The sequence below is a fragment of the Myxococcus sp. CA040A genome (assembly GCF_013336725.1).
GTDB classification, from domain to species: domain Bacteria; phylum Myxococcota; class Myxococcia; order Myxococcales; family Myxococcaceae; genus Myxococcus; species Myxococcus llanfairpwllgwyngyllgogerychwyrndrobwllllantysiliogogogochensis.
On the sequence record NZ_JABUMR010000003.1, the window covers coordinates 1,064,525 to 1,086,138 of the forward strand.

Sequence of the window (21,614 nt, forward strand, 5' to 3'; positions counted from 1 at the left end):
ATGATTCGTGAGCAGTAACCTCACGAACCATGAGCATTCAGATAGGGGCCATCGACCTCAATCTCCTCCTGGTCCTCCACACCGTGCTCACCGAGCGCAGCGTGGTCCGAGCGTCCGAGCGGCTCCATGTCACGCCGTCGGCCATCAGCAACAGTCTGGCCCGGCTCCGCGCCCTGCTCGGGGACCCACTCGTGACGCGGAAGGGACGTGGCATCGTCCCCACGCCGAGAGCGCTCGCGCTGGCCCCCGCCATTGGCCGTGGGCTTCGAGAGATGGAGCTCGCGCTCCATGAAGTCCCATTCGAGCCGCTGCGGTGCAAGCAGACCTTCACCCTGGCCATCGCCGATGCGGGACAGCTCACGTGGGTGCCGCGAATCGCGGCGCTGATGCGCAAGGAGCTGCCGAACGCGCGCCTGGGCGTGGTCGGTATCGATTCCCTCGTCTCGCTAGGGGACCTGGGGTCGGGGCAGGTGGATTTGCACCTGGGCGTGGCGGGACAGGGAGCGGGTCTGCACTTCGAGCCGTTGTTGACGGAGCGCACCGTGCTCGTGGCGCGCCGAGGACACCCGGTGCTGGGCAAGCGCCAGTCGGCACGGGCGCTGGGGGGACTCCGGCATGTCCGCGTGGAGATGGTGCCGGGAAAGGGCTTCGGCGACGCCGTCGGAGCCGCCTATGCACGTGCGGGCATCCCGCGGGAGGTGGTCATGACGGTGCCCACGTTCACGGCGGCGGCGGCGGTCGTCTCCGCGACCGACCTGGTCGCGACGTTGCCAGAGTCGCTCGTGCTCGAGCACGGCGCGCGTCTCACGGTGCAGACGGTCGACGCGCCGTACCCCTCACATTCCGTCAGAATCTCGATGTGCTGGCACGAGCGCACCCACGCCGACCCGGCCGCGCGCTTCTTCCGCGAGCTGGTGCGGCGGGGTGTCGTGGCCGAGTGAAGTGGCTCGGCTCAGCGCTGCCCTGATTCCAGGCCGGGCCGGTCTTCGAAAAGCTGGACCCAGCGCCCGTCGAAGCCACCGCTTGTTGGCGAGTACCACGCGCCCGGCAGCCAGAAGCCATGCTCCACGCCATCCTTCGAGTCCGTGAAGCCCGTGTGCACGAAGTAGTCGTGCTGCCACCAGAACGAGCCCGGTGATGTGCCGTAGCCGCTCGCGCTCGCCCGAGTCTGGCCGCGAGAGTCCGCCACGCTGCTGGCATAGGCATTGTCGTGGAACGCATTCGAGCCACCCCCGCCGAAGTCGGAAGCGCTGTCGTTCAACTCGAACGTGCCCAGCAGCCACTTCTTCGCGATGTAGCCCTCGCGGTCATCCTCGTTCTCGATGTCGCGCGTCTGCGGGAAGAACCGCTGCATCCCCGCGCTCACCTCCGCCTGTCCCGCCTCGTTGACGATGGCGCTCTCCAGCCAGAAGTCGATGGGGGACGTGTCCTTCCAGTGCGTCGTGTAGCCGCCGTATTGCCAGTGCGTGGGCAGGATGTCCGCGAGGTCCTGAAGCTCGTACGTGATTCGCTTCACGTTGGGCCAGGTGACGGTCTTCCCGTTGTCGTAGCGGCTCGCCAGCGCGTCCGCCGTCGCATACGTGAGCGCCCGCGCGCCGAACGCCGCCACCGCGTCCGCCGAGCCCTCCGGCACGAAGGCGTAGTGCACGTTCTTCCTACCATCGTTGTTGACCCCGGCCTCCGCCTTGCCCGCGCTCGCCATTCGGCCCGCGAAGAACGAATAGGGGTCCGTGCAGAAGCGCAGCTCCTGCCCATGCGCCGCCGCCAGCTTGTCGGACCACTCCGCCTGCCAGATGAGCAGGTGCTTGCCCGTGGCCGTCTGCATGAAGTTCAGGTCCACGTGCCCCGCACGGCGCACGACGTTGCGCTTGTGCTGCGTCACCACTCCGTAAGCAACGGACTCACCACTGCCCGGGTTGCCCACCACGTTCTGGACGAGCAGCTCCACCCGCTCCCAGTCGTGGAGCTGGTAGTCCCCGGCCGCGTTCTTATCGAGCGCGTGATACACGTGGTAGATGAGGACGAGGTTCTTGCCTCCGTCCATGAACTCGATGAGCGACGTGTACAGCGTCGGCCGGATGCGCCAACCGTCATAGGCGCTGGGGCCTGTACGAGACGCGTCGACGTACTGGGGGATCTGCTTCCAGTTCAGCTTGTTGTTCGAGAAGTTCCCATCCCGGTCGAAGTCGAAGTTCGTCACCCAGTCATAGCCGTGCCGCCCATCGTTCCCGTTGCCGCGCTTGAGGATGACGGGCGCGTAGTACTGGAGGAACGCCTGCCGCTGTGCGCTCGTCAGGGACCAGGCCTGCGCGTGGGCCTGCGTGGGCCAGCACAGCGCGGCGAAGGTCAGCGCGAGCACGCCGTACAGGCCGAGCCCTCGAAACATCGGAGCACGTCTCGTGGTGTCTGGAGTCATGCCCCCGAGCAAACCATGACTCTTCCCATATCAATGCTGGGAAAACGTGAATAAGTGCATTTCCTGAAAGGATGGCGCTGTGCGTCGCTTGAAGCTTCACGGGGCCCGTGTCAGGAACCGCGCATGCGCGATGACTCGACTGGCGGTGATGGAGGCGTGCCCCACCTGAGCCCGGAGGAGTTCCGGAAGCTCGGTCACCGGATGGTGGACTGGATTGCCGACTATCAGGCGCGGCTGGAGTCCTTCCCGGTGCGCTCCCAGGTGGCGCCTGGTGGCGTCGCGTCGAAGCTACCCGAGCATCCTCCCGAGGAGGGGCTCGCGGGCGAGGCCGGCTGGGAAGGCATCTTCAAGGACCTGGAGGACATCATCCTGCCGGGGCTCACGCATTGGCAGTCACCGTCCTTCTTCGCGTACTTCCCGGCGAATGCCTCAGGGCCCGCCGTGCTCGGAGAGCTGCTGTCCGCGGGCCTGGGCGTGCAGGGCATGCTCTGGTCCACCAGTCCCGCCGCGACGGAGCTGGAGACGCGGGTGCTCGACTGGCTCGCGGAGCTGACGGGCCTGCCCGAGGACTTCCGTTCCACCTCCGCCACCGGAGGCAGTGTCATCCAGGGCACCGCGAGCGAGGCCACGCTCGTCGCCATGGTGGCCGCTCGCGAGCGCGCCCGTCGTCACGGCGCTCCCGCTGATTCCGAGTGGGTGGCCTATGCGTCCACGCAGGCGCACTCCTCCGTGCTCAAGGCGGCCATGTTGTGCGGAGTGGCCCATGGCGCCGAGGACACGACGCATGTGCGGCTCATCGAGACGAGTGCCCGCTACGGGATGCGGCCGGAACTGCTGGAGCGCACCATCCGCGAGGACCTCGATGCGGGGCGCGTGCCCTTCTTCGTGTGCGCCACCGTGGGGAGCACGTCGTCGGGCGCCGCGGACCCGGTTCGCGCGGTGGGCGAGGTGATGGCCCGCACGCCCATGCGTGCGTCGGGCGGTTGGCTGCATGTCGACGCGGCCTGGGCGGGCGCGGCGCTGGTGTGCCCCGAGCACCGGGACCTGCTCGATGGCATGTCCGGGGTGGACTCGCTCGCGTTCAATCCGCACAAGTGGCTGCTCACCAACTTCGACTGCAATGCCTTCTACACGCGCGACAGGAAGGCGCTGCTCGATGCGCTCAGCGTGACGCCGGAGTACCTGCGCAACGCCGCGAGCGCGAGCGGCGCCGTCATCGACTACCGCGACTGGCAGGTGCCGCTGGGGCGCCGCTTCCGTGCGCTGAAGCTGTGGTTCGTGCTGCGTCACTATGGCGCGAAGGGCCTGCGGGCCCACATCCGTGAGCACGTGCGGCTGGGGGAGCGCTTCGAGTCGTGGGTGTCCGAGGATGAGCGCTTCGAGGTGGCCGTGCCCCGCTCATTGTCACTGGTGTGCTTCCGTTTGAAGCCGCTCCCTGGCGAGCCTCCTCAGGCCACGGACGCGCGCAACCGGGAGCTGCTGGAGCGGGTGAATGCCTCGGGCAAGGTGTTCCTCTCACACACCGTGCTGCATGCGGTGGAGGGGGCGCCTGCTCGCTACGTGCTGCGGATGGCCATCGGGGCCTCGATGACGCAGGAGCGACACGTACGCGCCGCGTGGGAACTTCTCGCGTCGTCCGTCGGCTGACGTCCTCCAGGAACACGGCCGAGGGGCGCGCGCCAGGGGACACGTCCGTGTGTCCCTTTACACGGCGTAATGAAATGCGACGGAAGGCGAAGCGTTCTCTCGCCAGCCAGGCAACTGGTTGTCGCGGTACCCCACACCCCCGTCGCTCTCCTGGAGTCCTTCGTGTCACGACGTGCCCTGTTCCTGCCGCTCTGCGCGCTGCTGGCTTGCGCCCACTCCCAGCCGGTCTCTCCTCCAGCGGCCGCCGCGGCCTCGACGGTGTCTTCTCCAGAGGCCAGCGCCGCGATGACGCGGGCCTGGATGGCCCAGCACGCGGGGGACGCGGCGAAGGGGCACGCCGAGCTGCGACAGGTGTGGGACGCGGGACACCAGTTCGAGGAGGTGGCTCGCGCCGCCGCGGGCATGGCCGCTGCTTCGGGCGATACGGCCATGGCCATGACCTGGTTGGAGCGGGCGCTCGACAAGGGACTGGCCGACCCGGCGGGCCTGCTTCACGCCAAGGCGATGGCCTCGCTGCGCACACTGCCGGGTTACGACGCGTTGGTGGAGCGCGCCCGGAAGAACGCGCTGGAGGTCCGGCGCACCTGGGGCGTGGGCGAAGGTCTGGAGCGAAGCTCTCCGCGCGAGGCCGGACTGTCTGAGCCCGCGTTGGAGGAGCTGCTGAAGGCCGCCGAGAAGTCGGGCTCCGCGGGACTCGTGCTGCTGCGTCACGGCAAGCTGGTGGGGGAGTGGTACTTCGGCGGCGAGACGCATCGCATCGAGGCCATGTCCGCTACCAAGGGCATGGTGGCGCTGGCCATCGGCCTGCTCATCGACGAGGGGAAGATTCCGTCCGTGGACACTCCGGTCTCCACCTTCTTTCCCGAGTGGAAGGACGGCCTCAAGGGCAAGGTGACGCTGAAGCACCTGCTCAATCACACGTCGGGACTGGCCTCGAATCGCACCGCCTTCGACATCTACGAGTCCAAGGACTTCGTGCGCTACGCGCTGGACTCCGAGGTGGTGGACGAGCCCGGCAGCAAGCACGCGTACAACAACAAGGCCACCAATCTCGTCGCGGGCATCGTGGAGCGCGCGTCGGGCGAGAAGATGGATGTGTATCTCGCGCGGAAGCTCTTCACGCCGCTCGGCATCCGCGACTTCCGTTGGGACAAGGACCCGTCGGGCAACCCCGTGGGCATGGCGGGCCTGCAGCTCCATCCGGTGGACTTCGCCAAGGTGGGGCAGATGCTGCTCCAGGGCGGCACGTGGAAGGGCCAGCGCATCCTGAGCGCGTCGTACATCCAGGCGTTGGGCGGTGCTCCTTCTCAGCCGCACACGCCCACGGCGGGACTGCTCTGGTGGCTCCTCTACGAGCAGGGCATGTCCGTCACGCTCGGCACGGACATGCTGGAGCAGGCTCGACGCAACGGCTTCCCCGAGGCTCCGCTGGCCCGGCTGCGGGACATCGCGGACCGCCCCATTCCGCAGGGCGTGTTCCTGGCCACGTTCGTGGAGAAGCTGGGAGACGCTTCCCTGCTCACGGACTTCATGGAGAAGTCCGCTCCCTACAACTTCAAACAGAAGGTGGAGGGCCCGCCCAGCGGCTTCGCGGCGATTGGCCAGGGCGGACAGCGTGTCCTCGTGCTGCCGAAGTACGACCTCGTGGCCGTGCGCATGTCGGACTCCGATGAGCGCGTTCCCGACGAGGCCCTGGAGTTCTCCGAGTTCACCGGCAAGGTGCTCGACCTCGTCCGGCCCGCCCCCGCCGCGCGCTGAGTCGCCTGCTCTCTCGGAGTCCTCGCGGCTGGGGCCATGTGGCATCATGGTGGACGCTCATGGTGCCGCACCGTCCCATCTCGCTCGTCCTCAGCTATCAGTACCCGGGCAAGTACGCCTTCACCGTGCTGGCGGGCGCCGTCGAATCCGACCCCGCGCTCGCGGACGTGAAGCTGTTCTTCCCTCGCGACAGGCAGACGCTGCTCTCCACCGTGAAGGAGCGCGCCGACGCGGGCGACACGGTGGTGGCCGCGTGGTCCTTCTACTCCGCCAGCTTCGCCGTCTCCGCGGAGGAACTCGCGTGGGTGCGCGAGCGACTGGAGGGCCGCTCCGTCCTCTGCATCGCGGGCGGAGTCCACGCGACGGCCGAGCCCGTCCAGACGCTCCAGGCCGGCTTCGACCTCATCGCGATTGGGGAAGGCGAGTACTCGCTGCGCGAGCTGCTCGGGCGCGTGCAGCGCGGAGAAGACCCGCGTGACACGCACGGCGTGGCCCACCTGAAGGACGGCAAGCTGGTGCAGCACGGCCGGGGCGAGGGCGTGAAGCTCGACGACTTTCCTCCCTTCGCGGCCCGTCACGCCATGTTCGGCGCCATCGAGATTACGCGCGGCTGCATCTACGCGTGCCGCTTCTGCCAGACGCCCTTCATGAGCAAGGCGCGCTTCCGCCATCGCTCCGTGGCCAACATCGCGCACTGGGCCCGCGAGCTGCGGCGCTCGGGGCGGCGGGACATCCGCTTCATCACGCCCACGTCCATGTCCTACGGCACCGCCGACGAGACGATGAACCTGGCCGCCGTGGAGGAGCTGCTCGCCGCCGTGCGCGAGGCCATGGCTCCCGATGGGCGCGTGTACTACGGCACCTTCCCCTCGGAGGTCCGTCCCGAGCACGTCACACCGGAGGCGCTCGCGGTCCTCAAGCGCTACGTCCACAACGACAACCTCATCATCGGCGGGCAGTCCGGCTCCGAGCGCATCCTCCAGGCCACGCGCCGCGGCCATGACGTGGAGACGGTGGTGCGCGCCACGCGGCTCGCGGTGGAGGGCGGCTTCGTCCCCAACGTGGACTTCATCCTCGGCCTCCCGGGCGAGACGCCCGAGGACGTGGAGGCCACGGTCTCCCTGATGGAAAAGCTGGGGAAGCTGGGCGCGCGCGTCCACGGACACACCTTCATGCCGCTGCCCGGCACGCCCTATCGCGACGCCGCGCCAGGGCGGGTGGATGAGGAGACGCAGCGCAAGCTGGACACGCTCGCCTCCCAGGGCCGGCTGTATGGCCACTGGAAGCAGCAGGTGGCGCTGGCGGAGGGCATCGCCTCGCGACGAAGGCCCCGGGCGGGCTAGCGTCCCTTGCCCGCGTCACTTCCTCGGGCCCGCGAGCGCTCAGGCGCTTAGGATGGGTGCGCGATGTCCTCCGACGAGACCCCTCCCTACTGGTTGCTCATCTCCGTCCTCTTCAGCTCCCAGCCGCTGACGCCCTCGCTCGCCATGACGCTGCACCAGACGGCGTACGAGCTGCACGAGCGGGGAGAGGGCGCGAAGGACGTCGCCGGGGACATGCTGAGCGGCAAGGTGCGCAACCTGCGCAAGGACGTGGCGCTCGGCGGCATCGCCGGGCCTGCCTTCGAGGCGGACATCGAGACGGAGCGCGGCTCCGGCGTGGTGCGCTTCATCCTCACGCGCCAGGGCCTGGAGATGATGCGCCAGCAGCCCGCGACGCCGCCTCGCCCGAAGTACCTCAACTGAGGTGACGGGGGGCTGCTCGCCGGCTCTCTGGCTGCGCGAAGCAGCCCGTCGTCCCCACCTTCGAGTCACGGGCTGAGTGCACCCTCGAAGGAGCGACCCCCATGGACCCGAAGGAGTATCTCCAGACGCCGCTCGGAATCCCCCTGGACCCCGAGAAGCAGAAGGACCCGGAGGCGGATGGAGACCGGGTGCCCGCCGAAGGGCGCGCCGAGTTCCTCAACGACATCACGGGGCAGGACGGCGGTCAGCGCACGGAGGTGGGCCATCCGTATGATGGCGCCGGGGACCTCCAGCAGGGCCAGCGCGCCGAGTACCTCAAGCGCGCCGAGCGCAAGACGACGAAGAAGCGCTAGCGACTAATCCAGCGACACCTTCGTGCGGTTGCCCATGTGGAAGATGGAGTTGCTCAGCGTCGCGGCGGACAGCTCCGCCAACTCCATCATCACCTTCTGCTCCTCCGCCTCCTTGGAGCCCGCCGCCGGCGTGGACGCGGCCTGCGCGCCGTCCGCGGAGCTGGCGTCCTTGGCGACGGGGGGACGGCCCACGGCCGACAGGTAGGAGTTCAGCAGCCCGCCGTGCGAGGAGCCACCCACGGAGTTGAGCGCCGACTGCACCACGAGGCCGCCCGTGGACATCAGCGGATCACCCGGGCGGTTCGCCGCCGACATCATGTTGTTGTTGTGCTGCTGCATCACCGCGCCGAAGCCCGCGCGCGAGGCCGCGGCGTTGGCCTGCGGCGTGGGGACCTGGACCCGAGGACCGGTGAGGTTGTTGATGCGGCTCATGGTGGGCTCCTTGGCAAACCGAGGGCGCACGAAGCGCGATTCTCGGAGGTCTGCACACATTATCGCCCGAAGCCCCGGGAAGTTGCGTCCGGGCGCGCGGAGCCTGCCCGCTGGCCAGAAAAACGACCGAAGGCCGCGGACTTACGGGCAGGGTGCCCCAGGTCCACGACCTTCGGATGGATCAGCGAAAAAGGCGCCCGATTAGAACTGGTGGGCCTCGGTGGACTCGTGCAGGGCCAGGGTGCTGGCGGAGCCGCCGGAGATGACCTCGGCGACCTGGTCGAAGTAGCCGGTGCCGACCTCGCGCTGGTGACGGGTGGCGGTGTAGCCGTCCTTCTCCGAGCCGAACTCGCCCTGCTGGAACTCGCTGTAGGCCGCCATGCCGCGGTCCTTGTACTTGCGGGCCAGCTCGTACATCGAGTGGTTCAGCGCGTGGAAGCCGGCCAGGGTGACGAACTGGAACTTGTAGCCCATGGCGCCCAGCTCACGCTGGAACTTGGCGATGGTGGCGTCGTCCAGGTTCTTCTTCCAGTTGAAGGACGGCGAGCAGTTGTAGGCCAGCATCTTGTTGGGGAACTTCGCGCGGACGGACTCGGCGAACTTCTTGGCCTGGGCGAGGTCCGGGGTGCTGGTCTCGCACCAGACGAGGTCCGCGTAGGGCGCGTAGGCGAGGCCGCGGGCGATGGCGCAGTCGAGGCCGCCGTTGAGGCGGTAGAAGCCCTCGGAGGTGCGGCCGTTCTTGCGGTCGATGAAGGCGTGGTCGTACTCGTCCGAGTCGCTCATCAGCAGCTTGGCGCTGTCGGCGTCCGTGCGGGCGACGAGCAGGGTGGGCACGCCCATGACGTCGGCGGCGAGGCGCGCGGCGGTGAGGGTGCGGATGAAGTGGTTGGTGGGCACCAGGACCTTGCCGCCCATGTGGCCGCACTTCTTCTCGCTGGCGAGCTGGTCCTCGAAGTGGACGCCCGCGGCGCCGGCTTCAATCATGCTCTTCATCAGCTCGAAGGCGTTGAGCGGGCCGCCGAAGCCGGCCTCGGCGTCGGCGATGATGGGGGCGAACCAGTAGCGGTCGCTCTTGCCCTCGGCGTGGTCGATCTGGTCCGCGCGGCGCAGGGCGTTGTTGATCTTCTTCACCACGGTGGGGACGCTGTCCACCGGGTAGAGGCTCTGGTCCGGGTACATCTGCCCGGCGGAGTTGGCGTCGGCGGCGACCTGCCAGCCGGAGAGGTAGATGGCCTTCAGGCCCGCGCGGACCATCTGCACGGCCTGGTTGCCGGTGAGCGAGCCGAGCGCGTTGATGTAGTCCTCGGTGTGGAGCAGCTCCCACAGCCGCTTCGCGCCGACTTCCGCCAGCGTGTAGCTGATGGGCAGGGTGCCGCGCAGCTTCAGCACGTCCTTGTCGGTGTAGTTGCGGGTGATGCCCTCGAAGCGTCGAGCGTGGAGCTTGGCGTGGGGAGTGGCATCCGGGGTCGTCGTGGTGGCGTCGTACATCGCAGGCTCCTCGGTGCGGCGGTGAAGGGTTGAAGAAGAACGAAAGGTTTCAGCGGGTGGCATCCAGCGCCGCGTAGGCGGGCAGGGTGAGGAAGTCCTCGAAGGTGGAGGCGGTGGACAGGCGCTCGAAGAGTTCGCGGGCGCGCGTCACGTGGTCGGCGCCGTAGCGCTGCTGGACGCCTTCGCGCTCCAGCTCGGCCATCTCCTCGGCGAGCAGCGTCTGGAACAGCGCGGTGGTCACCTTGCGGCCGTCGTCGAGCGGGGCGCCGTGGTGAATCCACTGCCAGACCTGGGCGCGGGAGATTTCGGCGGTGGCCGCGTCCTCCATCAGGTTGTAGAGCGGCACGCAGCCCAGGCCGCCCAGCCAGGCGGCGGTGTATTGGATGCCGACGCGGAGGTTGTGGCGCAGGCCCTCTTCGGTGCGCGTGCCGGAGGGGACCTTGAGCAGGTCGGCCTCGGTGATGCGGACGTCCTCGCGCTTGTTGGAGAGCTGGTTTTCGCCCTTCATGTTCGCGTCGAAGATGTCGCGAGCGAGGGCGACGAGGCCGGGGTGGGCGACCCACGTCCCGTCGTGGCCGTTCTTCACCTCGCGCAGCTTGTCGGCGCGGACCTTCTCGAGGACGGCCTCGTTGGCGGCGGCGTCACCCTTGATGGGGATGAACGCGGCCATGCCGCCCATGGCGTGGACATTGCGGCGGTGGCAGGTCTGGATGAGCAGTTGGGAGTAGGCGTTGAGGAACGCCTTGTCCATGGTGACCTGGCCGCGGTCCGGGAGGACGACGCTGGTGTCGGACTGGAGCGTCTTGATGAAGCTGAAGATGTAGTCCCAGCGGCCGCAGTTGAGGCCGGCGGAGTGCTCGCGCAGCTCGTGGAGGATTTCGTCCATCTCGAAGGCGGCGGGGAGCGTTTCGATGAGGACGGTGGCCTTGATGGTGCCGCGGGGGATTCCGAGGGTGTCCTGGGCGAGCAGGAACACGTCGTTCCAGAGGCGGGCCTCCAGGTGGCTCTGCATCTTCGGCAGGTAGAAGTAGGGGCCGGTGTTCCGCGCGAGCTGCTCGCGGACGTTGTGGAAGAAGAAGAGGCCGAAGTCGAAGAGGGAGCCGGAGATGGGCTTGCCGTCGATTTCGACGTGGCGCTCGGGCAGGTGCCAGCCGCGAGGACGCACGAAGAGGACGGCGGGCTTCTCGTTGAGGGCGTAGTGCTTGCCGCCGTCGGCGGTGAAGGAGATGCGGCGGCGGACGGCGTCGCGGAGGTTGAGCTGGCCGCGGACGACGTTGTCCCAGGTGGGGCTGTTGGCGTCCTCGAAGTCCGCCATGAAGACGTTCGCGCCGGAGTTGAGCGCGTTGATGATCATCTTCCGGTCCACGGGGCCGGTGATTTCGACGCGGCGGTCCTGGAGGTCCGGAGGCAGGGGAGCCACCGTCCAGTGGCCGTCCCGGATGGCCTTCGTTTCCGGCAGGAAGTGGGGACGCTCGCCCTTGCGCCAGGACGCCTGGACCGTCTTGCGGCGCTCCAGGAGGGCTTCACGGCGTTCGCCGAAGGCGCGGGCGAGGCGGGCGACGAAATCGAGGGCGGCCGGGGTGAGGACCTCGGCGTAATCGGGGTGCCACGGCCCCTTGACGGCCACGCCAGCGCTGAAGGCCGGGGTCTTCGAGGAGGGGGCATCCGCGGTCATCTCGACTCCTTGGCTTGCTGCGTTGTAAATCAGCTTCGACGGGTCGGAAAATGGATCTTCCGAGGGAGGAAAGGAAGTGTCGGTCAATTTGTGCCTGCTTGGCTGTAATGCTGTCAACACCCGCCGGATTAAATCTGTAAATCAACAGACTTGGCGCGGGTTTGGCGGGGAGGGGGCGGCGGGCGGAAGGGATGCAATCAGCGACGCCAGGGTGCGTAGGTAGGGATGAGGGTGCTTGACGCCAAGGGGGTTGCCCCTCTGGGGAGACAGGTCATGGACGCGATGAAGCGGTGCTCGGGATGCGCGGAGGAGATGAGGGCGGAAGCGGCGAAGTGCCCTCGCTGCGGGACGCGAGGGGAGCGGCTTCACCGGGGTGTGGAAGGACGGGCGCTGACGGGCGTGTGCGCGATGCTGGCTCGCGAGCTGGGCATCGACGTGGCGCTGGTCCGCGTGGCGCTCGTCATCGCCACCCTGTTCTCCGGCGGCACGCTGCCCCTCGTCTATCTGCTCCTCTGGGGCTTCACTCCTTCGTCTCCGGTGGGGCAGGCCCCGCTGCAGCGCACGATGGAGTGGCTGTCGGGACTCGGGCAGTCGGAAGCTTCTCGGGTCGAGCGCCGGGTTTGAGGGCGCGGATTCACGGGCCCGCGGCCACGGTAGACACGGCTCGCGGGCCCCTCGGCTCGGCGCGGGTCCCCCCGTCAGCGGACGGGGCCCCCCACGCCGGCCGTCCCGCTCCCTTGCGTCACATGGCGCTGGTGCACACCCTTCGGCTCATTTCGGTCCGCACCGAAACGTTCGTCCTCGGGGACCCGTAGAAGCTCCTCACCGCTTCGCACTCCATCCCGGCGTGCACGGCGGTTCGAGGACTCCGGATGTCACCCCCTCTGGACCCCATCGCCGCCGCGACCCACCCGGACCCGTACCCCTTCTACGCGGACCTCGTCTCCCGACGACCCCTGTACTGGGATGACTCCCTTCGCCTGTGGGTCGCCTCCAGCTCGGAGGCCGTTCAGGCGGTGCTCACCCACCCCTCCTGTCGCGTCCGTCCTGTCTCCGAACCGGTTCCTCGCGCCCTGCTCGGGTCGGCTCCCGGCGAGGTGTTCCGACGCCTTGCTCGCATGAACGATGGCTCCTCTCACGCCTTCGCACGGCGCGCCCTCGTCGCGCTGATGCGCACGTGGGAGCCGCCTCAGGGCATCGAGGTCTCCGGGCGCTGGACCCGACAGCTTTCGCTTTCGGCTCCGAGTCACACGCTGACCTTTCTGCTCCCGGTGTACGTGCTCGGTGAGCTGCTGGGGCTTTCCTCCGAGTCGCTCCCCCAGGTCGCCTCCTGGACGCGGGATTTCGTGCGCTGCATCGTTCCCGGCGCCCACCCGGACACCTTGGGGCCCGCGACCCTGGCCGCGCGGTCTCTGCTCTCGGTGTTTCGCTCCGCGCTGGAGGCCCAGCTCGCACCGGGCTCGTCCGGCGGCCCCCTGGCTGTGCTGGCCCATGAGACGGCCTCGCTGGGGCCCCAGGACTCCTCGGAGGTGGTGGTCGCCAATGCCATCGGTCTGCTCTTGCAGACGCATGACGCCACGGCGGGGTTGCTGGGGCAGGCCCTTCGCGCCCTGCTCACGGACTCCTCGCTGCTCATGGAGGTGCGGGACGACGTGTCGCTGCTTCCTTCGTTTCTCGACGAGGTGCTCCGGTTCGAGTCCCCCGTCCAGAACACCCGACGGTTCCTGGCCGAAGACGCCGTTGTCGCCGGACAGGCCATGGCCTCCGGGGATGCCGTGCTCGTCGTCCTCGCCGCCGCCAACCGTGACCCCGCCCTTCATCCGGAACCGCAGCGGTTCGACCTCCACCGGGCGCATCCCCGGGCGCTTGCGTTCGGCGCGGGCGCTCATGTCTGCCCGGGTGATGGGCTCGCGAAGTCCATTGTCCACGGCGCGCTCCTGGCGCTGCTCTCTTCGGACCTTCGCGTGCTTCGGGCGGCTGCCCTCGGTGCCACCTGGATGCCCTCGCTCAACTCTCGCATCCCCGTGTTCGCTGCTCCTGTTCTCCTGGAGGCTCAACCATGATTGCCGTCATCTTCGAGGCCCGGCTCAGCGCCGATGGACAGCGTGAGTACCTGGACCTGGCCGACCAGCTCCGGCCGCTCTTGGCTCGCATCGACGGCTTCATCTCCATCGAGCGCTTCCAGAGTCTGTCCTCGCCCGACCGGCTGCTCTCCCTCTCGTTCTGGCGGGACGAGGCCGCCGTCCAGCAGTGGCGACAGCTCGAGGCCCACCGCGCCGCCCAGGCCCGGGGCCGGGAGTCCGTCTTCGCCGACTACCGCCTGCGCGTCGCCACGGTCCTTCGCGACTACGGACCCCACGCGCGCGAGCAGGCCCCCGACGACAGCCGCCGGGCTCACGGCTGACACCCGGATTGCTCACGGAGCGACGGTCCACACACCTTCCGGGTGCCAACGGCTCCAGCCTGTTATTCGTGGGCTCACGGACACTTTTCGCCAGGAGCCCCGCGCGTGAGCACCCAGAACGTTCGCATCGAGAAGGACACCTTCGGCCCCATCGAAGTCCCCGCCGACCGCCTCTGGGGCGCGCAGACCCAGCGCAGCCTCCAGAACTTCGCCATCTCCACCGAGCGCATGCCCCCCGGCCTCATCCGCGCGCTCGTCCTCGTCAAGAAGGCCGCGGCCCTCGTCAACGTGGAGAACGGCGGCCTGGCTCGCGAGAAGGGCGATGCCATCGTCCGCGCCGCCGATGAAGTCCTCGCCGGCAAACACGACGCCGAGTTCCCCTTGTCCGTCTGGCAGACCGGCAGCGGCACCCAGACGAACATGAACACCAACGAGGTGCTCGCCAACCGCGCCTCGGAGCTGCTCGGCGGAGAGCGCGGCGAGGGCCGCAAGGTCCACGCCAACGACGACGTCAACAAGGGCCAGAGCTCCAACGATGTCTTCCCCACCGCCATGAGCGTGGCCGCCGCCACCTCCCTCGTCGAGCACGTCCTCCCCGAACTGAAGGCCCTGCGCGATGTCCTCGCCGACAAGTCCCGCGCCTTCATGGACGTGGTGAAGATTGGCCGCACCCACCTCCAGGACGCCACGCCCCTCACCCTGGGCCAGGAGCTGAGCGGCTACGTCGCCCAGCTGGACCTCGCGCGTTCCCACCTGGAGCGGACGCTGCCGCACCTGCATGAGCTCGCGCTGGGTGGCACCGCCGTCGGCACGGGCCTCAATGCTCCCAAGGGCTACGCCGAGCGCGTCGCGAAGGAGATTGCCCGCCTCACCGGCCTCGGCTTCGTCACCGCCCCCAACAAGTTCGAGGCGCTGGCCGCCAACGACGCGCTCGTCCAGGCCCACGGCGCCCTCAAGGGCCTGGCCGCCGTCCTCTTCAAAATCGCCAACGACATCCGCTGGCTGTCCTCCGGCCCCCGCTCCGGCCTGGGCGAAATCACCATCCCGGAGAACGAGCCGGGCAGCTCCATCATGCCGGGCAAGGTCAATCCCACCCAGAGCGAAGCCCTCACCATGCTCTGCGCCCAGGTCATGGGCAACGACGTCGCCGTCTCCATCGGCGGCGCCTCCGGCAACTTCGAGCTCAACGTCTTCAAGCCCCTCATCATCCACAACGTCCTGCAGAGCTGCCGGCTGCTCGCGGACGGCATGCGCAGCTTCCGGCTCAACTGCGCTGTCGGCATCGAACCCAACCGCGCCCGCATCCAGGAGAACCTGGAGCGCAGCCTCATGCTCGTCACCGCCCTCAACCCGCACATCGGCTACGACAACGCCGCGAAAATCGCCAAGCAGGCCCACAAGGAAGGCAAGACGCTCAAGGAGGTCGCCGTGGCGCTGGGCCTGCTCACCTCCGAGCAGTTCGACCAATGGGTCCGCCCGGAGAAGATGACCGGCCTGTAGGCCGCCCGTGTCCTACACCCCGCCTGGACGCCCCACCGAGGGGCATCCGGGGGGCCATCCCCCGTCCCAACCGTGGGCCAGCTCACGCTGCGGGAAGAACGAGCGGGCGCGAGGGCGACAGGACGATTAGGGTAGGAAAGCCATGAACGTCCCTTTCGTCATTGAGACCACGCACCGCGGCGAGCGGGCGTATGACCTGTACAGCCGGCTCCTCAAGGACCGCATCATCATGCTGGGCACGCCCGTCAACGACGACGTGGCCAACATCATCGTCGCCCAGCTGCTCTTCCTCGAGTCCGAGGACCCCGACAAGGGCATCAACCTCTACATCAACTCGCCCGGTGGCTCCGTCACGGCCGGCCTCGCCATCTATGACACCATGCAGTACGTGAAGTGTCCGGTGTCCACCATCTGCGTGGGACAGGCCGCCTCCATGGGCGCCCTCCTGCTGCTGGCCGGTGCCAGGGGCAAGCGCTACGCCCTGCCCAACAGCCGCATCATGATTCACCAGCCGCTCGGCGGCGCTCAGGGCCAGGCCACGGACATCGACATCCAGGCCAAGGAAATCCTCCGCCTGCGCAGCTACATCAACGGCCTCATCGTCAAGCACACGGGCCACACCGTCGAGCGCATCGAGAAGGACACCGAGCGCGACTACTTCATGAGCGCCGAGGATGCCCGGCAGTACGGCCTCATCGACGAAGTCGTGGAGAAGCAGCGCATCATCTCTCCGTCCCCGTCCGCGAAGTAACGGCGCGTCGTCGCACCGCCCCCCGCTCTCATGGCGGAGCGGGGGCCGGGTGGGTGCCCTGGCTTCCGCCCGTTGATTCCGCCCCCCGCCGCGCGCAGGTCCTCCGCTGGTGCACCGAGCAGGCGCGAAATCCGCGCGCCGCCGTGCCCGCTCCCTCGGCTGCGAGTGTCCTGGCCGATGCCCAAACTTGGACACATGTCCTGGCCCCGCTCGCGCACCCTCCGTCGCCTCCTGCTACCCGCCGCCATCCTGCTTGGAGTGGGCTGCGTGGGGCCTACCGGTCGCCCGCCCGTTCCCCCCTCCTCGGCCTCCGTGCAGGCGGAGCTGGGCGAGCGCGACGTCATCCAGGCCGGTGAGGAATACGCCCGCAACAACAGCTTCGTCCTGGCCCAGGCCGGCGAGGCCGTGGAGATCCGCCCCAACCTCTGGCGCATCCGCTTCGGCTTGAAGGACAAGCCCGGCCGGGGCGTGGAGCTGGAGTTCGACGAGATTGCCCGCCGGGTGACGCGCGCCCAGGAGATTGAAATCCTCCCGGGCTCCACCACCACCCCCGACAACGTCCCCGGACGGGGAGAGGACGTGCCCTCCGGCGGTCAGGGGCGAGGACCCGTCCCCTGACGCGGCCGGAGCCGGCCGCTACGGCAGCGCGGTGATGCGATTCAACGCCGGGGCGGGCAAGGGGCTCGCCGCGCTGCTGTGCGCCTTCAGGTAGGCCTCCATCGCGTCGCTGTCCACGGCGCCACCCAGCCGGTTCGTCCCCTCGGGGAGCACCTCGACGCCATCACCCCCACTCGCGAGGTAGTTGTTCGCGGTGACGCGGTACTCCGCCGTCGGGCTCACTGGCACGCCGTTGATCCGGATGGACGCCGGGTCGACGCGGTTTCCGATGGGCGCCGACGCGCTGAACGCATAGGTGAAGCCCGCCGACGGAAGCAGCATGATGGTGGCTCCCGACGGCTGCCACTGCCCCTCCAGCAGTTGCTCGATTTGCGCGCCCGTCAGCGTCACGGTGACCAGGCTGTTGCCGAACGGCTGCGTGGTGAAGGCCTCGCCGTAGGTGACCTCTCCCTGGCCGATGTCCGCGCGCAGGCCGCCCGAGTTCATGAAGGCCACCTGCGCCCCACCCAGGTTCGCGGGCTTCGTCGCCTCCAACTGTGAGTCCGCGACGACGAAGCCCAGGGTGGACTGGCCCGCGGAGTCCGTCTGTGACCTGAGCGTCTGCGCCACCCAGCCGATGACCCGGTTGGCCCGCTGCTCGACGAGCCCCTGGTACTTCGTCACCAGCTCCTTCACCGCGCCGACCTCCTGCACGTCGCGAGTGACGATGACGTTGTTCGCTCGCGCCCCCACGACGTCGCCCGTCGCCTTGCTCAACGTCAGGTCGATGTCCGTGACGAGCCGCCCCATCGACGAGGCGCTCGTGACGACCTTGCCATCGATGACGCAGTTGTAGGCCTGATGCGTGTGGCCGCTGACGATGACATCCACCGCGTCGTTGAGGCCCTTGGCGATGCCCACGATGGCACCTGAGATGAGGCCGTCCGCACCCGCGCCCTTGCATTCGTTCACCAGCGAGCCCGGGGCCGGATTGCCGCCCTGGTGCACCACCACGATGATGGCTTCGATGCCCTGCTGCCGCAGCTCCGGCACCAGCGCGTTCACCGTCTGCACTTCGTCCTTGAAGGTGAGCCCCGCCACGCCCGTGGGGATGACGGCTTCCGGCGTGTTCTCCAACGTCATGCCGATGAAGGCCACCTTCACGCCCTCGAACTCGCGCACGTCGTAGCGGGGGAACAGCGTGCGGTCCACGCCCGTGGCCACGTTGGCCGCCAGGAACTTGAACTTCGCGCCCGGGAAGCCATCCCCGTCCAGGCAGCCATCCACCGGGTGGCAGCCGCCCGACTGCATGCGCAACAGCTCCGTGCTGCCCTCGTCGAACTCGTGGTTGCCCACCGCGACCAGGTCAAGACCAATCAGGTTCATCGCCTCGATGGTGGGCTCGTCGTGGAAGAGCGCCGACACCAGCGGCGAGGCGCCGATGAGGTCTCCCGCCGCCACCACCACCGTGTTCGGATTGGTGGCCCGCAGGGCCGCGATGTGCCGGGCGAAGTACGTCACGCCGCCCGCGTTCACCCGCACCGGCCCACCGTCGGGGGCCACGCCCGCCAGAATCTGGCTCGCGGGCTCCTCGAGCTGCCCGTGGAAGTCATTGAACGCGAGCACCTGCACGCTCACCGTGGTGGGACCCGAGTCGGGAGTCCCCGCGTCGGGTCTCCCCGCGTCGGGCGCCCCCGCGTCGGGTGTCCCCGAGTCGGGTGTCCCCGAGTCGGGTGTCCCCGCGTCCGGAGGCGGCTGCAGGACGGGGTGTTGCTCGCAGCGCTTGTCGTCGCAGACCCACTCCTTTCCCTCGGCCGGTGTGCCGTTGTCTTCACGGCAGTCGGCGGCGTCCTGGCACTCGTCACCTCCGCAGCCGCCATGGGCGAAGAGGAACATGCCGGTGACAAACGCTCCGGCGAGCAGGAAGACGCTGGGGCGCGCTCCCGGAAGTGACGAGCGCGGTGTGGCTTGAGGCATCGACGGAACTCCAACGAACGGGGAGGGGGAGCCTACTCAGGTTCGTGGAGGATGGCGCGCCCTTCATGGCGGCACGGTGAAGCTCGCGCCTCGACTTCGTCTCGACACGGGGTTGCGACTCATCGCCCTGCTTCAAGGAGCGGGTGGCGGCGCCTCGCCGCCGCACAGCAGCAACTCCGCGGGCCCCCCGGTGCGGCCCACGAGGACGGCGACCTGTCCGTGGGCGCGGCCGAAGCGCTCCGCCTCCGCGCGGGGCAGGCCCGGCACGAAGAGGCTCTGCTCGGACCAGCTCCCGTCCTCCGCCTCACCGATGGCGGGCGCCACCACCCAGCCGCCCGCGATGAGCTGGGAGGTCAGCCGCTCCTGCGCGCGCTGGTTCTCGTCCTTGCCCCGAGGGCGCGAACCCGGATTCCAGGCTGTCAGGAAGGCCCACTCCCGATGCCCCCGTGCCGCCAGGGCGGCGTCGAGGGCGGGGTGCAGCCTTCCAACTCGCAGCACCTGCTCCACGCCTTCCGTGGAACCATGGGGGCGAATGACATACCGCGTCGCCCGGTAGGCTCCCAGCAACCGCTCCTGGTCGAGCTGTCTCATCGCCTCATTCTCGCGTTGCCGACACCCCGCTGTCAGCCCCGGGGGCGACAGGTTCTGGCAAAAAGGTGTCTGGATATTCCCGGTGAATGTTCAGAACCCCTCAACGTCTGGTGCCCTCGCAACGTTCCAATGAGGGGGCGTTTGGACGTGGGGCGGATCCAGATGATGCGTCGTGCCGTGGTCGTCGCCGCGCTGTGCGGGGGCTTGGGGGGGACCGGCTGTGTTTCGGTGAGTCATGTCCAGACAGCCGACACGCTGGGCGCGGGCAAGTTCCAGTTCGCCATCGAGCCAGGCGTCGGGGGCGCCGCCGTCATTGGTGAGAGCGGGGCGGCTGGCGTCTACTATCCACACATCGACCTCGCGGCGCGCTTCGGCGTGACGGAGCGCTTGGACCTGGGCGTGCGCTTCGGCTCGTCGCTGGCCGAACTCCAGTCGAAGTTCCTGCTCACCACCCCCGATGACCCGAACCTGGCCATCTCCCTGGCGCCCTCGGTGATGGGTGTCTTCGTGGGAAACGATGACGCCGCCGTGGGCAGCTACGTCAACCTGGCGGTGCCCCTGCTGGTGGGCTTCAAGACGGCGGGCGGCTCGGAGCTGGTGCTGGGGCCTCGCGTGTCCGCGACGCGAATCGCCGCGGGCAGCTCCACCGAAAACGCGGCGGTGAATCTGCTGAGCGTGGGTGCCTCGGTGGGCTACGCGCTGCGCGTCACCGAGGGTTTCCGCCTGATGCCCGAGGTGGGCATCTCCGTCCCCATCGTCGGTGAGTTCAACACCACGGATTCCAGCTCGGAGCTGGGCGCGGGCTTCGAGGGAGGCTTCGTCCAGTTCAAGCTGGGCTTCCTCTTCGGCCGCGGTCGTTCCATCCGGCGCGACGTGCGGGACTACAACACCGCCGACTCGAGCGACGTCGACATCTGACGTGGCTTCCCTTCGGGCCCGGGCAACGGCTGTCCTGGGCTCGGTGGGTGGATGATGGTCCTTGTCTCTGGGTGTGGGGCGCGCGCCCGTCCTTCTTCCGCTAACCTGCCCGGCTCCGGGCGTGCAGGGTCCGGTCAGAAAGAGGCTCGAGATGGACTCGGTGGATGCGCGGCTGGAGCGACTGGAGCGCCGCTGTCGGCGGTTGCAGGGACTCACCTTCTCGGCGCTCGCGCTGGCGGGAGTGGGGCTGGGCACCGCGGCGTTGAAGCCCGCGCCGACGCTGGGGGGAGAGCTGGTGGCCTCGCGCCTGGTGCTCAACGATGCCCAGGGCCAGCGCCGGGCCTCGCTGGGGCTGGATGACTCGGGCGCCGCGGGGCTGGTGCTCCATGACGGCGCGGGACGTCCGCGCGCCTTGCTGGGCGTGGCGGTGGATGGCTCGCCCCGGCTGCGCTTCTCCACGGCCGGGGGCGAGTCCCTGGCCGAACTCACCGTGTACTCGGATGAAGCGCCGCGCCTGACGCTGTCCAAGCCCGGTGGCGTGGACCTGTTCGCGGTGGGACTCCAGGTGGACGGCTCCTCGCGGCTGGAGCTGGCGGACGCGGACGGGCGGCCTCGCGCGATTCTGGGCGCGGATGAGCACGGCTCGCCGGGGCTGATGCTGGTGGACCGTCGGGGTCAGCCTCGCGTGGAGCTGAAGGTGAGCCCCGCCGACGGCGCCAGCCTGCGCGTGGAGGGCCGCGACGGCGAGGTCTTCCAGGCGCCCGCCGTCCTGCAGTGACGCCACGTCACTGCTGGGGCGGAACGATTCTGTAGCCGCGTTGCAGAAGCGGGGCGAGGCGGTCGGAGATGTCCCAGGACTCCACCACCTTGCCGTCGCGCATCCGGTAGAGCGAGTGGCCGTTCAGCGCGAGGGGACGGGGCTTGCCCGTGTCGTCCGGGTGCTTCACGTCCGTGCCCTCGGCCTTCCAGTGCACCAGCACCATGTCTCCGTCCGCCACCACGTGGAGGACGTCGAAGCGCAGGTCCGGGAAGGCCTGGAACGTTGCCTCGGCCTGCTGGCGCACGGCGGCCGGGCCCACCACGTCCGTGGGCGCTCCCGTGGAGTGGTCCACGTAGTCCTCGGAGAACAGCTCCGCGACGCGGTCCAGCTTGCGCAGGTTGTAGAGCTCCTCGGTGAGCAGTCGCGCCTGCTGGCGGTTCTGCTCCTCCAGCGCGGCGGCGCGCTCCACCGGAGACACGGACGCACACGCGGACAACATTCCGAGCACGCAGAGCCACATCGTCGTCGTGGGGCTTTTCATGGCCTGGGAAGCTGCGCAGCGCCGCCCAGGCCGTCAGCCCCCCGAGGTCCCCGAGTGTTCA

At 68.8% G+C, this 21,614-nt stretch carries 21 protein-coding genes; 14 read left to right on the forward strand and 7 right to left on the reverse strand.

The features are described from left to right. Positions 1-29: 29 nt before the first annotated feature. The gene (locus tag HUA75_RS16400; protein ID WP_174486920.1) at positions 30-941 is read left to right on the forward strand and encodes a LysR family transcriptional regulator; all 912 of its coding nucleotides are present in this window, start codon (positions 30-32) and stop codon (positions 939-941) included. A gap of 11 nt (positions 942-952) precedes the next feature. Here the strand turns inward: HUA75_RS16400 and HUA75_RS16405 are convergent, their stop codons facing one another. Continuing rightward, positions 953-2,386, reverse strand: a complete 1,434-nt coding sequence (locus tag HUA75_RS16405) for a hypothetical protein (RefSeq protein ID WP_246137648.1) — start codon at positions 2,384-2,386, stop codon at positions 953-955. A 153-nt stretch (positions 2,387-2,539) separates the two neighbouring features. On the opposite strand from HUA75_RS16405, the gene HUA75_RS16410 reads away from it, so the two are divergent. From HUA75_RS16410 to HUA75_RS16430, 5 genes are all read left to right on the forward strand, one after another. Further along, positions 2,540-4,063 carry a pyridoxal-dependent decarboxylase gene (locus tag HUA75_RS16410; RefSeq protein WP_174486921.1) on the forward strand — a complete coding sequence of 508 codons (1,524 nt, stop codon included), beginning with the start codon at positions 2,540-2,542 and terminating at the stop codon, positions 4,061-4,063. A 162-nt stretch (positions 4,064-4,225) separates the two neighbouring features. Then, positions 4,226-5,821 (forward strand): serine hydrolase domain-containing protein, encoded by a 1,596-nt coding sequence (locus HUA75_RS16415; protein WP_371746124.1) that lies wholly within the window; start codon positions 4,226-4,228, stop codon positions 5,819-5,821. 59 nt (positions 5,822-5,880) lie between these two features. Continuing rightward, positions 5,881-7,164: a TIGR04013 family B12-binding domain/radical SAM domain-containing protein gene (locus tag HUA75_RS16420; protein ID WP_141647276.1), complete on the forward strand. Its 1,284-nt coding sequence runs from the start codon at positions 5,881-5,883 to the stop codon at positions 7,162-7,164. A 63-nt stretch (positions 7,165-7,227) separates the two neighbouring features. Further along, positions 7,228-7,566, forward strand: coding sequence for a hypothetical protein (locus tag HUA75_RS16425; RefSeq protein WP_141647275.1), 339 nt, complete (start codon positions 7,228-7,230; stop codon positions 7,564-7,566). Positions 7,567-7,667: 101 nt separating this feature from the next. Beyond that, positions 7,668-7,919 (forward strand): hypothetical protein, encoded by a 252-nt coding sequence (locus HUA75_RS16430; RefSeq protein ID WP_141647274.1) that lies wholly within the window; start codon positions 7,668-7,670, stop codon positions 7,917-7,919. A gap of 3 nt (positions 7,920-7,922) precedes the next feature. Here the strand turns inward: HUA75_RS16430 and HUA75_RS16435 are convergent, their stop codons facing one another. From HUA75_RS16435 to aceB, 3 genes are all read right to left on the reverse strand, one after another. Next, complete coding sequence (locus HUA75_RS16435) at positions 7,923-8,351, reverse strand: hypothetical protein (protein WP_141647273.1); 429 nt, start codon at positions 8,349-8,351, stop codon at positions 7,923-7,925. Positions 8,352-8,552: 201 nt separating this feature from the next. Continuing rightward, a complete protein-coding gene (gene aceA, locus HUA75_RS16440; protein ID WP_174486923.1) occupies positions 8,553-9,839 on the reverse strand; it encodes an isocitrate lyase in 1,287 nt (428 codons plus the stop codon). A gap of 49 nt (positions 9,840-9,888) precedes the next feature. Next, positions 9,889-11,514 (reverse strand): malate synthase A, encoded by a 1,626-nt coding sequence (gene aceB, locus HUA75_RS16445; protein ID WP_174467424.1) that lies wholly within the window; start codon positions 11,512-11,514, stop codon positions 9,889-9,891. A gap of 273 nt (positions 11,515-11,787) precedes the next feature. Between aceB and HUA75_RS16450 the strand changes: the two genes are divergently transcribed. The 6 genes from HUA75_RS16450 (at position 11,788) to HUA75_RS16475 (ending at position 16,787) form a co-directional block, all read left to right on the forward strand. Beyond that, positions 11,788-12,138 carry a PspC domain-containing protein gene (locus tag HUA75_RS16450; protein ID WP_246137195.1) on the forward strand — a complete coding sequence of 117 codons (351 nt, stop codon included), beginning with the start codon at positions 11,788-11,790 and terminating at the stop codon, positions 12,136-12,138. Between the two features lie 248 nt (positions 12,139-12,386). Continuing rightward, complete coding sequence (locus HUA75_RS16455) at positions 12,387-13,577, forward strand: cytochrome P450 (protein WP_174486924.1); 1,191 nt, start codon at positions 12,387-12,389, stop codon at positions 13,575-13,577. Then, positions 13,574-13,918 carry an antibiotic biosynthesis monooxygenase gene (locus HUA75_RS47730; protein ID WP_174486925.1) on the forward strand — a complete coding sequence of 115 codons (345 nt, stop codon included), beginning with the start codon at positions 13,574-13,576 and terminating at the stop codon, positions 13,916-13,918. Before HUA75_RS16455 ends, HUA75_RS47730 begins: the two co-directional genes overlap by 4 nt. A gap of 105 nt (positions 13,919-14,023) precedes the next feature. After that, entirely contained in the window at positions 14,024-15,418 is a 1,395-nt protein-coding gene (gene fumC / locus HUA75_RS16465) for a class II fumarate hydratase (RefSeq protein WP_174486926.1), read from the forward strand. Positions 15,419-15,560: 142 nt separating this feature from the next. Beyond that, positions 15,561-16,169: an ATP-dependent Clp endopeptidase proteolytic subunit ClpP gene (gene clpP, locus HUA75_RS16470; protein ID WP_174486927.1), complete on the forward strand. Its 609-nt coding sequence runs from the start codon at positions 15,561-15,563 to the stop codon at positions 16,167-16,169. A 195-nt stretch (positions 16,170-16,364) separates the two neighbouring features. Further along, positions 16,365-16,787 (forward strand): hypothetical protein, encoded by a 423-nt coding sequence (locus tag HUA75_RS16475; RefSeq protein WP_174457887.1) that lies wholly within the window; start codon positions 16,365-16,367, stop codon positions 16,785-16,787. Positions 16,788-16,805: 18 nt separating this feature from the next. Here HUA75_RS16475 and HUA75_RS16480 read toward each other — a convergent pair whose 3' ends face one another. Together HUA75_RS16480 and HUA75_RS16485 are read right to left on the reverse strand one after the other, a co-directional pair. Next, the gene (locus tag HUA75_RS16480) at positions 16,806-18,743 is read right to left on the reverse strand and encodes a bifunctional UDP-sugar hydrolase/5'-nucleotidase (RefSeq protein ID WP_174486928.1); all 1,938 of its coding nucleotides are present in this window, start codon (positions 18,741-18,743) and stop codon (positions 16,806-16,808) included. 132 nt (positions 18,744-18,875) lie between these two features. Then, a complete protein-coding gene (locus HUA75_RS16485; RefSeq protein ID WP_141642953.1) occupies positions 18,876-19,334 on the reverse strand; it encodes a DUF3293 domain-containing protein in 459 nt (152 codons plus the stop codon). 162 nt (positions 19,335-19,496) lie between these two features. On the opposite strand from HUA75_RS16485, the gene HUA75_RS16490 reads away from it, so the two are divergent. Then, positions 19,497-20,252 carry a hypothetical protein gene (locus HUA75_RS16490; RefSeq protein WP_174461037.1) on the forward strand — a complete coding sequence of 252 codons (756 nt, stop codon included), beginning with the start codon at positions 19,497-19,499 and terminating at the stop codon, positions 20,250-20,252. Positions 20,253-20,403: 151 nt separating this feature from the next. Beyond that, positions 20,404-21,030 carry a hypothetical protein gene (locus tag HUA75_RS16495; protein WP_174457890.1) on the forward strand — a complete coding sequence of 209 codons (627 nt, stop codon included), beginning with the start codon at positions 20,404-20,406 and terminating at the stop codon, positions 21,028-21,030. A gap of 7 nt (positions 21,031-21,037) precedes the next feature. Here the strand turns inward: HUA75_RS16495 and HUA75_RS16500 are convergent, their stop codons facing one another. Beyond that, on the reverse strand, positions 21,038-21,553 hold the full coding sequence (locus tag HUA75_RS16500; protein ID WP_174457891.1) for an ester cyclase: 516 nt from the start codon (positions 21,551-21,553) through the stop codon (positions 21,038-21,040). Positions 21,554-21,614 lie beyond the last annotated feature (61 nt).